This is a genomic window from Methylomonas sp. MED-D, assembly GCF_050276835.1.
Lineage (GTDB): Bacteria > Pseudomonadota > Gammaproteobacteria > Methylococcales > Methylomonadaceae > Methylomonas > Methylomonas koyamae_A.
In genome coordinates this window covers 4205657-4220964 of sequence record NZ_CP189965.1, presented here as the reverse complement: position 1 = coordinate 4220964, position 15308 = coordinate 4205657, and the positions used below count along the sequence as shown (strand labels likewise).

Below are 15308 nucleotides of genomic sequence, written 5' to 3'. Positions count from 1 at the left end.
AGTCTCATGACTAGACATGCCAGCCAATGCCGCACGCCGCACTTCAACCGTCATCCGCTGGTGCTGGCGATACAGATCGCCTTGGCCGGCGCTTGGCAGCCCGCCTTGGCCGAACTGGCCGGCAACGCGTTGCCGAGCGGAGGGCAAGTGGCGTCGGGACAGGTGAAAATCCAGCAAAACGGCGCTCGGATGGATGTCGTACAAGGCAGTCAGAAAGCCATCATCAACTGGCAGAGCTACAACATCGGTGCCAATGCCCACGTGGATTATCAACAACCTAACGCCCACTCGATTGCGCTGAATCGGGTGACGTCCGGCGAAGCGTCGGTCATTGCCGGTCAATTGACCGCCAACGGCCAAGTGTTTCTGGTGAACCCTAACGGCGTGCTGTTTGCCAAGGGCGCCCAAGTCGACGTTGGTGCGATGGCCGCGTCGACGATGAACATCAGCGATGCCGATTTTCGTGCCGGAAATTACCATTTCAAGCGCGACGGCGGCGATACCGGCGTTGTCAACCAGGGCGAAATCCGTGTCAAGGACGGCGGATACGTGGCCTTGCTGGCCCCTAGCGTCAGCAACGAAGGTCTGGTCCAGGCCCGTTTGGGCACGGTAGCGTTGGCCGGCGGCGATGGCGTAACACTGGAATTGGACGAAGGTAAACTGGTCAATGTTCAGGTCGATCCCGCCACCGTCAATACGCTGATCGAGAATAAGCAGCTGATCCGCGCCGATGGCGGTCGGGTCATTATGACCGCCAGCGCCGCCGACCAATTGCGCGGCGCAGCGATTAACAACAGCGGCGTGGTCGAGGCCAAATCCCTAGTCAATCGCGGCGGTTCGATAGAACTGATCGGCGACGAAGTCAGTAACAGCGGTACACTGGACGTGTCCGCCGCCGAGAATACTCATGGCGGCAATGTCGTCGAGCATGGCCAGTTGGTTGTCGACACCGGCACGGTCCGCGCCGACGGTAATAGCGGCGGCGACATTCGCCTGACAGGCGATCGGGTGCTGCAAACCGGAACGCTTAGCGCCGAGGGTACCGTCTCCCACGGCGGCCGAATCACGATTGCCGCCGACAGTCGAGTCATCCAGACCGCGTCCGCGAAACTGTCGACTAAGGGAACCAAAAATGGCGGCGACATCGCGGTGACCGCGGGCGGCCAGGGTGGCGTATTCAGCTCCGCCACCCTGGATGCCAGTGGCGTTTCCGGACAGGGTGGCAAGATCACCGTCACCGGCGGCAAAGACGTCACTTTGGCTGCCGCGACGCTCACCGCCAACGGCGCCAAGGGCGGCGGCAAAATCAGTATCGGCGGCGGTTTTCATGGCAAGGACGCGGCGGTTCGCAACGCAACGTTGGTCCGGATCAACCCCTTTACCCAGTTGCAAGCCGATGCTACCGCAAAAGGCGACGGCGGCGACATCGTGGTTTGGTCGGACCAGAATACCGATTTTTACGGCAATATATCCGCCAAGGGCGGTCAGAACGGTGGCGACGGCGGTACCGTTGAGGTGTCTTCGCACGATACGCTGATCTTCGGCGGTAGCGTGGCGACGGCCGCGCCCAAGGGCCGCAACGGCAATCTGTTGCTGGACCCGCGCAACATCACGATAGATAACAGCGGCAAATACCCGCAATTCGAATTCGAAGACCCCAACCCCACCAATACACTGGGCGTTACCTCCGGTTTCGGTACCGGGACCTCGGTGCTGTGGAGCACGAACGTGGTGGTCACCAACCCCTACGACGACTTCGGCGGTCAGGATGCCGGCGCGGTCTATTTATATAACGGTTGGTCCGGCGCGTTGTTGGCGACGTTGACCGGCAGCCACGCCGACGATCGCTTGGGCAGCGGCGGTATCACCCTGCTTGTTAGCCAAAATACCAACACTAACGTCAACGTCTCGTTCAATTCGCAGGGCAACTTTTTGATTTCCAGTCCGCATTGGGACGGCGGCAAGGGGGCGGTGACTTGGTCCAGCGGAACCACGGGGCTGAGCGGAACGGTGACGTCGTCCAACAGTTTGGTCGGCAGTTCGGCGAGCGACGCGGTGGGCAGCGGCAGCATTGTGTTGATCGACAACTACTACGGCACCGCCAGCCACGCCTGGAACAACGAAAACGGCTATTTAAAATATCTGGTACTCAATCCGCAATGGAATGCCAATACCGGCGCCGTGACGATGGGTAGCGCTTTGAGCGGAATATCCGGTGTCATTTCATCTTCCAACAGTCTGGTAGGTGGTGCCGCTGGGGACCAAATCGGCAGTAGCGGGGTCACGCAATTTGTCACCGAGTTTCACGATTACAACAGTAGCGGCGCGTTGATTACCGCCACCGAGTATTACCGAAATTTTTTCGCGATCGCCAGTCCGCATTGGCAAAACGGTGCCAGCGCCGATGCCGGCGCGGTCACTTGGGCTAGCGGTTCCGCCGCATTGACAGGTACCGTTTCTTCGTCGAACAGTCTGGTCGGGGGCAATGCCAACGACCAGATCGGTAGCGGCGACATCAAAGTGCTTTATTACACCAGCAGCACCAACTACAACAGTCAACCTAGCGACACCCCGCCGCATGGCCACGTGAATACTTACCGTACCGACGCCGCTTACGTGGTCGCCAGTCCGCACTGGAACGGCGACAAAGGTTCGGTCACTTGGCTCGACGGCGCGACCGGTTACGCGTCCGGCGGCGCGACTGCCGGTTTCGCCGTTTCTTCGGCTAATAGCTTGGTTGGCGCGACCGCAGGCGATTTGGTCGGTAGCGGCGGCATCCAAGTCCTCAGCCACTACACGAGCCGTAATCAGGATACAGGATACACCTCGACGCACCCTTATTATCTGATTCTAAGCCCGCACTTCAACAACGGAGGATCGACCGCCGATGCAGGTGCGATTACCTGGGGCGACGGTCGCAATATCACCTACGGCACCATCACCACAACGAACTACCTCGGCAACACCTTAACCAATATTCCGACCGAAACTACTACTAACAACGGCGGCGTGTCCGGCGTCATCGGCAGCGGCAATAGTTTGGTCGGCAGTCACGCTGGCGACCAGGTCGGCAGTGGCGGCGTCACCGACCTTGGACAAGACCCCGGCTATGTGGTCCTTAGCCCGCTGTGGAACAGCAGCGCTGGCGCGGTTACCTTCTGGGATGCTACCGCCACCAAGACCGGAACTCTAGGTTCGGCTAACAGTCTGGTCGGCTCGACCGCCAACGATCATGTCGGCGGCGGCGGTATTTTGCTGAAAAGCGGTTATTACTTAGTGTTGAGCCCGGATTGGGATAACGGTGGAGCGACCGACACCGGCGCGATTACCTGGGGCAGCAAGTCCAGCGGTGTCAGCGGCGCGGTCGGCGCGGGAAACAGCCTAGTCGGCAGCACCGCCAACGATGGCGTAGGCAGCGACGTCAATAATATCGTCGATGTGGGCGTGGCCGATTACGTGGTCCTAACGCCCACCTGGGATAACGGCGGTAATGCCGACGCCGGCGCTGCCTCTTGGGGTAGTTCCGGCAGCGGCGTCAGTGGCGCGATCAGTAGTAGTAACAGCTTGATTGGTAGTCACGCCAACGATCGGGTCGGTAGTGGCGGCGTCGTGGCAACTTATAACGGTGTCGATACCGCGGATAGCTGGTCCTATACCTACTACTACAGCGTGATCAGTCCGCACTGGAACGCCGATCGCGGGGCGGTCACGATGGGCGCCGAAGCTAGCGGCATTCAAGGCACTGTCGGTTCCGGCAACAGCTTGGTCGGCGATACCGCCGGCGACCAAGTCGGCAGTGGAGGTGTCAAGGCCGGCCAATACACGACGCTGACCTACAACGGGAGCTCCTGGTCCGGCACCCGCACCGCGTATTATTTGATCGCCAGTCCGAATTGGAGTGACGGCGGCACCGCGAACGTCGGAGCCGTCACCAAAACCGCCGCCGCGAACGGCATAACCGGGAGTATCAGCTCGGCAAACAGCTTGATCGGCGGCACCGCGGGCGATCAAATCGGCAGCGGCGGCATCACGCTGTTGCCTTACGACTGGACAACCGGACCGGCCAACGCCAACGGTCAAAAGCAATATCATCTGGATTACTATGCGATCGCTAGCCCGTATTGGGATAACGGCGCTACCGCCGACGCCGGCGCGGTTACTTGGGGCAGTGTCACAACCACGGCAGGCGCCGCTTCCCCGCTGACAGGTAACGCCAGCGCGGCTAACAGTTTGGTTGGCACGCACGCCAACGATCGTGTTGGTAGCGGCGGTGTCGTTGCCCTCCCGGCGGAATATAACAACACGACGCGACTAGGCTACGTCGTCATCAGCCCTAATTGGGGAAACGGCACCGACAGCCAATTGGGCGCGGTGACCTGGGGAAGCCGTTTGACGGGTTTGCTTGGCGCCGTCAGCGCCGGCAACAGCTTGATCGGAGCCACGGCGGGTGACCAAATCGGCAGCGGCGGCGTCACGGTATTGACCAACGGTTACGATCCTGTCAACAGTGTCTACACCTATAACTACTTGGTCTTAAGTCCGCATTGGCACAGCGGCGCGAATGCGGATGCCGGTGCCGTGACCTGGGTCGCCGAAAAAACCGGCTTCGCTTACGGCGAGAGCAGCCAAGGTGCTGTGGTCGGGATCGGTAATAGCTTAGTAGGCAGTCATGCCGGCGACCAAGTCGGCAGTGACGGCGTCATTGATCTGGGCGTCTCGTATCTGGTGGGTAGCCGGCATTGGCACAACGGTTCGGCCGCGGACGCCGGCGCGTTGTCTTGGGCGCGGGCCAGTATCGGCGGGGCCGGCGCGGTGTCTGCCGGCAATAGCTTGATCGGCAGCTACAGCAATCAGGATGTCGGCCTGAACCAAGTCCGATTAACGGTGAACTACAATACCTACTATTACGACTATCTGGTCATCGATACCGATTGGCGTAATGGAGGGCTGGCGAACGCGGGTTCGGTGACCTACGGTGACGCCTTTTACGGCATCTTCGGCGAGGTATCGGTCGCGAACAGCGTTGTCGGCACCACCGCCAATAGCGGCATCAGCTTCGATACCGGCGGACCCTGGGTCGACTATTATCAATATGCCGGCACCAACTATTTCAGCTTGCTGCCCGGCTTTGCCTACGATCACGGCGATACCTTCGTGGTCAGCTTTGCCAACGAGCATACCGGCCGGGTCACCTCGGGCGCCACCGATCCGAGTCGCATCACCTACGGCATGGCAATCGGCAAGGACATGACCATAGCGCCGGGCGTGTTGACCAATCTGCTCGGGTGGGGCACCAACGTCACGCTACAAGCCAGCAACGACATCACCGTTAACAGCGCCCTCAATGTCGCCGGGCTTTTCAGTTCGTCAGCGACCCTGACTTTGGAGGCGGGACGCAGCATTTACGTCAATGCCGACATCAGCACCGACGGCGGCAATTTAGTGCTGCACGCCAACGATTTGGCCGCCAACGGCGTCATCGACGCCGATCGCGCGGCCGGGAATGCCGTCATCGAGGTTGCCAACGGCGTCACGATCGACGCCGGCGCCGGCTCGGTAACGATGGAACTACGCGACGGTGCCGGCAACACCGAGGATGACAGCGGCAACATCACGTTGGCGGGACAAATCCTCGCCGATACGATCAGTATCGTCCATCGCGGCACCGGCGGCGCGAGCGGCAGCAAGAATATCGTTTTGAACAGCGGCGCGAGCCTGACCGCCAGCGGTAGCGGGGATGCGCTGGTTTTGGCGGCCGCCAGCGGCGGCGAGTTCCTCAATAGTGTCGGTAGCAACGTACTATCCGCCGCCAACGGTCGTTGGTTGGTGTACATGCACAGCCCGTCAGGCTCCACCGAGGGAGGCCTGACCGGGGCGGCCGGTTCGGCGCTCCCCAGGCTATACAACAGAACTTACGACGGCAATGCGCCGGGAACGATCGTCGCGGGTAATCACCTGATTTATGACTACCAGCCTAGCCTGAGCGTCGACGTCGGCAACATCAGCAAAACCTACGGCGACGCCGACCCTAGCGCTAGCAGCGCCTTTTCGGGCTACGTCAACGACGACGGCGTGACGGACTCGAGCACCGTCGCGGGTTTAAGCGGCTCGCCCAGTTTTAGTATCGTCGGCGGCACGGCCGGCACCGGCCGCGCGGTCGGCAGCTATACCGTCAATGGCGCGGTCGGTTCAGCCGCGATCAGTGGTGGGGCCGGTTATTCGACGACGATAGGCACCGGCGGCGCCAGCGGAACCTTGACGGTCAACAAAAAAACGCTAACCGTGACCGCCAGTAACGACAGCCGCGCTTACAACGGCTCGGGCTATAGTGGTGGTCACGGCGTCAATATCACCGGCTTAGTCAACAGCGAAACCTCAAGTGTATTGGGCGGCAGCGTCAGTTACGGCGGAACCTCGCAAGGTGCCACCAACGCGGGTAGCTACGCCATCACCGCGAGCGGCTATACCGCGAGCAACTACGATTTCAGCTATGTCGACGGCACCTTAACGATCACACCCTTCGTTGTCAGCCTGACCGGCAGCCGGACCTATAACGGCAGCACCAACGTGGCGGCCGGCATCTTCTCGGCGGGGAGTTTGGTTGGTAGCGAAACCCTGAACCTGAGTGGCACCGGCACCATTGCCAGCAAAAACGTCGGCACCGGCAAAGCGGTGACGCTGGGGACTTTGGCGCTGGCCGACGGCACGAACGGCGGATTGGCCAGCAACTACACGCTGAGCGGCGGCACCCATACCGCGGATATTTCAGCGGCCAGCTTGACCGTCAGCACCGGCGACGTCAGCAAGGCCTACGACGGCGGCACCACGGCGGCCGGCACCGCAACCATCACGAGCGGCTCGCTGTACGGCAGCGACAGCCTCAGCGGCGGCACCTTTGCCTTTAGCGACAAAAACGTCGGCGCAGGCAACAAGACGGTGACCGTGAGCGGGGTGACCGTCAGCGACGGCAACAGCGGCGCCAACTATTCAGTGAGCTATGCCAATAACACCACCAGCACCATCACGCCCTTCGTTGTCAGCCTGACCGGCAACCGGACCTATAACGGCAGCGCCAACGTGGCGGCCGGCATCTTCTCGGCGGGGAGTTTGGTCGGTAGCGAAACCCTGAGCCTGAGCGGCACCGGCACCATTGCCAGCAAAAACGTCGGCACCGGCAAAGCGGTGACGCTGGGGACTTTGGCGCTGGCCGACGGCACGAACGGCGGATTGGCCAGCAACTACACGCTGAGCGGCGGCACCCATACCGCGGATATTTCAGCCGCCAGCTTGACCGTCAGCACCAGCGACGTCAGCAAGGCCTACGACGGCGGCACCACGGCGGCCGGCACCGCAACCATCATGAGCGGCTCGCTGTACGGCAGCGACAGCCTCAGCGGCGGCACCTTTGCCTTTAGCGACAAAAACGTCGGTGCTGGCAACAAGACGGTGACCGTGAGCGGGGTGACCGTCAGCGACGGCAACAGCGGCGCGAACTATTCGGTGAGCTATGCCAATAACACCACCGGCACCATCACGCCCTTCGTCGTCAGCCTGACCGGCAACCGGACCTATAACGGCAGCGCCAACGTGGCGGCCGGCATCTTCTCGGCGGGGAGTTTGGTCGGTAGCGAAACCCTGAACCTGAGCGGCACCGGCACCATTGCCAGCAAAAACGTCGGCACCGGCAAAGCGGTGACGCTGGGGACTTTGGCGCTGGCCGACGGCACGAACGGCGGCTTGGCCAGCAACTACACATTGAGCGGCGGCACCCATACCGCGGATATTTCAGCCGCCAGCTTGACCGTCAGCACCAGCGACGTCAGCAAGGCCTACGACGGCGGCACCACGGCGGCCGGCACCGCAACCATCACGAGCGGCTCGCTGTACGGCAGCGACAGCCTCAGCGGCGGCACCTTTGCCTTTAGCGACAAAAACGTCGGCAGCGGCAACAAGACGGTGACTGTGAGCGGGGTGACCGTCAGCGACGGCAACAGCGGCGCCAACTATTCAGTGAGCTATGCCAATAACACCACCAGCACCATCACGCCCTTCGTCGTCAGCCTGACCGGCAACCGGACCTATAACGGCAGCGCCAACGTGGCGGCCGGCATCTTCTCGGCGGGGAGTTTGGTCGGTAGCGAAACCCTGAGCCTGAGCGGCACCGGCACCATTGCCAGCAAAAACGTCGGCACCGGCAAAGCGGTGACGCTGGGGACTTTGGCGCTGGCCGACGGCACGAACGGCGGCTTGGCCAGCAACTACACATTGAGCGGCGGCACCCATACCGCGGATATTTCAGCGGCCAGCTTGACCGTCAGCACCAGCGACGTCAGCAAGGCCTACGACGGCGGCACCACGGCGGCCGGCACCGCAACCATCACGAGCGGCTCGTTGTACGGCAGCGACAGCCTCGGCGGCGGCACCTTTGCCTTTAGCGACAAAAACGTCGGCAGCGGCAACAAGACGGTGACTGTTAGCGGGGTGACCGTCAGCGACGGCAACAGCGGCGCCAACTATTCGGTGAGCTATGCCAATAACACCACCAGCACCATCACGCCCTTCGTCGTCAGCCTGACCGGCAGCCGGACCTATAATGGCAGCACCAACGTGGCGGCCGGCGTCTTCTCGGCGGGGAGTTTGGTCGGTAGCGAAACCCTGAACCTGAGCGGCACCGGCACCATTGCCAGCAAAAACGTCGGCACCGGCAAAGCGGTGACGCTGGGCACTTTGGCGCTGGCCGACGGCACGAACGGCGGCTTGGCCAGCAACTACACGCTGAGCGGCGGCACCCATACCGCAGATATTTCAGCGGCCAGCTTGACCGTCAGCACCAGCGACGTCAGCAAGGCCTACGACGGCGGCACCACGGCGGCCGGCACCGCAACCATCACGAGCGGCTCGTTGTACGGCAGCGACAGCCTCGGCGGCGGCACCTTTGCCTTTAGCGACAAAAACGTCGGCAGCGGCAACAAGACGGTGACTGTTAGCGGGGTGACCGTCAGCGACGGCAACAGCGGCGCCAACTATTCGGTGAGCTATGCCAATAACACCACCAGCACCATCACGCCCTTCGTCGTCAGCCTGACCGGCAGCCGGACCTATAATGGCAGCACCAACGTGGCGGCCGGCGTCTTCTCGGCGGGGAGTTTGGTCGGTAGCGAAACCCTGAACCTGAGCGGCACCGGCACCATTGCCAGCAAAAACGTCGGCACCGGCAAAACCGTAACGCTGGGGACTTTGGCGCTGGCCGACGGCACGAACGGCGGATTGGCCAGCAACTACACGTTGAGCGGCGGCACCCATACCGCAGATATTTCAGCGGCCAGCTTGACCGTCAGCACCAGCGACGTCAGCAAGGCCTACGACGGCGGCACCACGGCGGCCGGCACCGCAACCATCACGAGCGGCTCGCTGTACGGCAGCGACAGCCTCAGCGGCGGCACCTTTGCCTTTAGCGACAAAAACGTCGGCGCAGGCAACAAGACGGTGACCGTGAGCGGGGTGACTGTCAGCGACGGCAACAGCGGCGCCAACTATTCGGTGAGCTATGCCAATAACACCACCAGCACCATCACGCCCTTCGTTGTCAGCCTGACCGGCAGCCGGACCTATAACGGCAGCACCAACGTGGCGGCCGGCATCTTCTCGGCGGGGAGTTTGGTCGGTAGCGAAACCCTGAACCTGAGCGGCACCGGCACCATTGCCAGCAAAAACGTCGGCACCGGCAAAGCGGTGACGCTGGGCACTTTGGCGCTGGCCGACGGCACGAACGGCGGCTTGGCCAGCAACTACACGTTGAGCGGCGGCACCCATACTGCCGACATCGGGGCCTACACGGTCGATCTGACCGGTAGCCGTACCTACGACGGCACCACAGTCATCAATGCAGCCAGTTTGACGACCTCTACTCTGGTTGGCGGTGAAACATTGACTCTGACCGGCGCCGGAAGCGTCGCGGACCAAAATGTCGGCACCGGTAAAACGGTCGCGCTTGGCTCCTTGGCCTTGGGCGACGGCGACAACGGCGGTTTGGCTAGCAATTACACGTTGGTCGGCGGTACGCGTAGCGCCGATGTGACGGCCTACGCAGTCAGTTTGACAGGCAATCGCAGCTACGACGGCAGTACCAACGCGGCGGCCAATATTTTTGCCATGAGCACTCTGGTCGGAAGCGAAACCTTGAGTCTAACCGGTACCGGCACGGTGGCGGATAAAAACGTAGGGGTCGGTAAGTCCTTGACGCTGGGCAGTCTGGCGCTGGCCGACGGCAGTAACGGCGGTTTGGCCAGCAACTATACCCTGGCGGGCGGCACCCATAACGCCACCATCTCCGCGGCAAATTTGACCGTCGGCACCGAAAACGTCAGTAAAACCTACGATGGCAATACGTCGGCAATCGGCACCGCGATCGTCTCGAGCGGCACACTCTACGGTAGCGACAGCCTGATCGGCGGCTCGTTTGCCTTCACCGATAAAAATGTCGGTATCGGCACCAAAACCGTCACGGTTGCCGCCGTCACCGTGAACGATGGCAATTCCGGCGATAATTACTCGGTGTCCTACCTGAATAACACCACCAGCACGATCAACCCGTTTGTCGTGAGCCTGAGTGGAGGCCGGAGTTATGACGGTACCACAGCTGTCGCCGCCGGGGATTTGCACACCGGAAGTCTGGTCGGTGGCGAGACTTTAATCCTCACGGGGGCGGGCGCCTTAGGTGATAAAAACGTTGGTACCGGTAAAACCGTAAGTTTGGGCTCCTTGGCGTTGGCCGACGGAAGCAACGGCGGCCTGGCCAGCAACTATACCTTGATCGGCGGCGATCTTAGCGCCGACATTAGCCAAGCCAATTTGGTTTTGACCACCAGCGACGTCATCAAAACATATGACGGCACCACGTCCGCCTCGGGAACACCGATCGTCAAAGCCGGCAGCGGTAGTCAGCTCTTCGGCTCGGATAGTTTATCCGGCGGCGTGTACACGTTTACCGATAAAAACGCCAACGGCAGCAGCACCGTGACGGTTAGCGGAATTAGTGTTTCTGACGGCAACGGAGGCAACAATTACTCAATCAGTTATAGCGACAACACCACCAGCACCGTTCTGCCCTACGTCATCCATTTAACCGGTTCGAGAGTGTTCGACGGCAGCAACGTGGTGAATTCCGACGTTTTCAATTTAGGCACCTTGGTCGGTAACGAAACCCTGTTGCTGAGCGGCGCGGGTTTAATGTCGGATAATCGCGCGGGTATCGATAAACCGGTCGATCTCGGGACTTTGGCCTTGGCCGACGGTGGTAATGGCGGCTTGGCCAGCAATTACACATTAGCCGGCGGCAACCCAATGGTCACCATTCTGCAACCGCCTACGGTCAATACCCCAGCGCCGACCGAGACCGTTAACGCTGGCACCGTGGTACCGGATAACGGCGGAAGTTCGAATAGTAACAATACCGGCAGTGGCGGCGGCGGCGGACGGACTACCGGCTTGGCCATGTCCGCGCTGCGAGGTACCGACAGCAACCGCAGCGTGCAATTCAGTATCGCCGACTCGGGGATCAATAGCGGCGGGAACGCCGCAAGCGGCATGGCGACGGGCGGTGAAGCGCCGACTCAGTTAAGCAATACTGTGCATTTATTGGCGTCTCAATCCCTGGTAGCGGGAAGTCAGGTGCAGATCGTCGCCCATGTCGAGGTGAGCGATTACTCGAGCGGGTTCAGCTTTGCGCTGCCCGCCGGCGCATTGTCTACAACGGCCGGCGAAGGCACCGTTACAGCCAAAATGGGTAACGGCGAACCGCTACCGGCTTGGCTGAATTTCAATAGCCACTCTTTAAGTTTTAGTACCGACAACGCTGGTGCCGCGCAATTGCCGCTGCAAGTCGTCATTACTCAAACCAGTCCGAGCGGCCAACAAAAATCGATTGTCGTGACCATCGAAAAACAAGGCCAAGCGATCTGACTTCTCGGCAATAACAGCCGGTCTAGGGTTTCCCCGATCGATCGGCTTTAACCGAGTCTTCTCCTGCTAAGCAATGACCATTACGTAGCCTTCGGCACCCAGCGGAGTGTCTTCCGCCGAGGACAAATCCAGCTGTAATTTCGGCGAATATTGGACGGGTAATTTAATCCCGTCGCCTATTTCAGGAAAAATCGCGCCCTTACCTCAGCCTTCACGACCCTAGTTTGCGAAGGCTGGGGAAGCGAGCTGCTCCGCAGATAAACGGTTTATCGGCTGACTCGTAGGTTTTAAAGTAAGCGGTTTATTAACCGCGTCTATATCCGCAGATCGAAACAAGCGGAGATAGTGTTCACTGATAACGAGGTGGATACCTATGACGGAGCGCAATAGGCGATTATCCCGGCCATTAATCGTCGGGTACCGGCGAGACTGCCGATGTCGCTATCGCTTTGTCCGAAAAGTCAATCGCGTGGTTTAAAGGGCGCTTACTCACAACGTTGAAATGCGAGCTTCCAACTCGACTAAGTCACCCATTCCAACTTGATGCAGAATTAATTTCCCCGTGCTGTCGATTAGGAATGTCGTCGGGGTTAAGTTTACGTTACCGAAATCAGCAGCGCCGCTGCCGTCGACATCCAACACAACGTCGTAGGGTAGCTTTCGCTCTCTCGTTAGTTCTAATACCCGATTCGGGGGATCGTAATACATCGCTACCGCGATAATTTTCAAGCCACGGTTGGCAAATCGATGATGCCAATTGATCAAGGTGGGGATTTCAGAAAGGCAGCTGGCGCAGTCCGTCGCCCAAAACGTGACCAATACCGGTGAGCCACGCAATTGCCGCAACGAAATTTGCTCGCCGTTTAGCGAGGTAAAAGTGTGGTCGGGCGCGAGCGGTGTTTGGTCGACGAGCTGGAAAATTCCGGCGGCACCGCCAAATAGCAGCAAAGCGAACAGCGCGGTCTTCAGTGTCATGGGTTTTTTCAATCGGGGCGGTCCGGCGATTATAGCAAAGCTGCTAGAATGCCCGTTATGCTTGGCATTGCGGTGGGAACGATGAAAAAAGTCTTGGTTTCGGACAGATTGGCCGAAGAAGGTATTAACTTTCTGACGGCTCAACCGGGTTTGCAGCTTCGAATTCAAACCGGATTGACCGAGGACGAGCTTTGTGAATTGATTGCGGATTACGATGCGCTACTGATTCGTAGCGAGACCCAGGTCAGCGCTAAAGTACTTGCCGCCGCGAAAAATTTAAAAATTATCGGTCGCGCCGGTATCGGCGTCGATAACGTCGACCTCAATGCCGCGACCGAGCGCGGCATTATCGTTATGAATACCCCCGATGCCAACGCCACGACAACCGCGGAGCTTGCCATTGCGCACATGCTTTCGCTCAGTCGGAATTTGCCGGCCGCCAATCAATCGGTGCGTGCCGGGAAATGGGAAAGGTCTAAGTTAATGGGGAGCGAGATCGCACATAAGACGCTTGCCATTCTCGGTTTTGGCACGATAGGACGCATAGTCGCACTACGGGGGCATGGATTAGGGATGCGGGTCATTGCCCACGATCCGTTCGTGGCGCCTGAAATTTTCAGCAAGTACGGCGTCGAGATGATGGATTTCGATAGTTTGGTTCGGCAAGCCGACTACTTGACCCTGCATTGTCCCTTGCTAGAAAAAACGCGCCATGTGCTCGGGCCCGATCAATTTGCGGCGATGAAAAAAAGTGCGCGTTTGATCAATTGCGCGCGGGGCGGGCTAGTCGATGAACAGGCGCTGTTTCAAGCGTTGCATTCCGGAAGATTGGCGGGCGCGGCGTTGGATGTTTTCGAGCAAGAACCGCCGCAACAACATCCTTTGTTTGAATTGGATAACGTCGTTTTTACCCCGCATCTCGGGGCCTCGACTAAGGAAGCGCAAACAGCGGTCAGTGTTGAAATCGCTAGGCAAGTGACCCAATATTTACAAACCGGCGAAGCCATCAATGCGCTGAATCTGGACAGAGTGTCCAGTGAGGAGTTGAATTTGGCTCAACCCTTTATGCGCTTGGCTAATATACTCGGGAAGGTGCTGGCCGAGTTGCTCGATCAGCCGATCGAGCGCTTGGAAGTGGCGTTGTTTGGTAAGGCCGCGTATGCCAAGGTTCGGCCGATTTCCGCCGAAGCACTGATCGGCTTGTTGGCCGGGCAATTGTCGTCACCGGTGAACCGGGTCAATGTCGAACGGATCGCCAAGCGGCAAGGCATTGTTTTGCTCGAGTCTCAAAGTGAATTATCGGAAGGATACCAATCGTTGATTCGGATTACCGGTCATTGCGGTGATCATTCAGTGATTTTGGCGGGAACATTGCTTGGAGATCAGCATCCGCGGTTGGTCAGTATGAATCATTTCGAAATTGAAGTGGTCCCGGAAGGCGTGCTGCTGATTACTCGTCATCACGACCGGCCGGGGGTGATTGCCGCTATTAGCTCGATATTGGGCGGGGCCGGCATCAATATCACTCGGATGCAGGTCAGCAATGCCGATCGCCAGCAATCGGCGATGATGGCGATCAGCGTATCCAATCCGTTAAATCCACAATTGCTGCAGGCCGTTTGCGACGTGCCCGCGGTACAAACGGCAAGGCAAATCGTGTTATGAAGTTTGATGTTATCTGTTTCGACTGCGATAGTACTTTGAGCAGAGTCGAGGGAATCGACGAGTTGGCTAGGCGCAACGGCTTGTTCGAGCAAGTGGCGGCGCTAACCGACGCGGCGATGAATGGCGAGTTACCCCTGGAAGAGGTGTATGCCAAGCGCTTGGAATTAATTCGGCCGGACAGGGCGGCGATTGCTTGGTTGGCACAATTGTATCTCGATGAAATCGTCGACGGCGTCAAGGAAACCGTGGATTCGCTGTTGGCGCATGGCAAGGAAATACACATCATCAGCGGCGGTTTGCGCCAAGCGATTTTGCCGTTGGCGGACTACTTGGGGATACCCGAGGCCAATGTACATGCGGTTGACGTCGAATTCGACGCTGTCGGTCAGTATCTCGGATTTGCGGTGCATTCGCCGCTGGCGGTTAGCGGCGGGAAAGCCAGAATTTGTCGCAGGCTACGAATGCGCCACGCCGCGCTGGCGATGGTCGGTGACGGAAAAACCGATCTGGAAGCAAAACAGGCCGGCGCTTATATGGTGGGTTTCGGCGGGGTCGTGCGGCGCCCTATGGTCGAGGCCGAGGCGGATTGTTATGTTATCGAACCGTCGCTGATGGCCGTTTTGCCTTATTTGCTGTAAGGCTAGGGTCGATTAGCGGGCGCTAGGGTGGTAGAATTCTCGGTTTTTTATAGGTTTCAGAGGGATAGC

At 59.5% G+C, this 15308-nt stretch carries 4 protein-coding genes; 3 read left to right on the top strand and 1 reads right to left on the bottom strand.

Going from position 1 to position 15308, the window contains the following annotated elements; all coding sequences use genetic code 11:
- The first annotated feature begins 6 nt into the window (after positions 1-6).
- Positions 7-11961 (top strand): YDG domain-containing protein, encoded by an 11955-nt coding sequence (locus ACQE3E_RS18985; protein WP_427500944.1) that lies wholly within the window; start codon positions 7-9, stop codon positions 11959-11961.
- 489 nt (positions 11962-12450) lie between these two features.
- Here the strand turns inward: ACQE3E_RS18985 and ACQE3E_RS18980 are convergent, their stop codons facing one another.
- Entirely contained in the window at positions 12451-12948 is a 498-nt protein-coding gene (locus tag ACQE3E_RS18980; protein WP_313730704.1) for a TlpA disulfide reductase family protein, read from the bottom strand.
- A 69-nt stretch (positions 12949-13017) separates the two neighbouring features.
- On the opposite strand from ACQE3E_RS18980, the gene serA reads away from it, so the two are divergent.
- On the top strand, positions 13018-14601 hold the full coding sequence (gene serA / locus ACQE3E_RS18975; RefSeq protein WP_064030740.1) for a phosphoglycerate dehydrogenase: 1584 nt from the start codon (positions 13018-13020) through the stop codon (positions 14599-14601).
- Complete coding sequence (locus ACQE3E_RS18970) at positions 14598-15239, top strand: HAD-IB family phosphatase (protein ID WP_313730705.1); 642 nt, start codon at positions 14598-14600, stop codon at positions 15237-15239. The genes serA and ACQE3E_RS18970 overlap by 4 nt, the downstream gene beginning before the upstream one ends.
- The last annotated feature ends 69 nt before the right edge of the window (positions 15240-15308 follow it).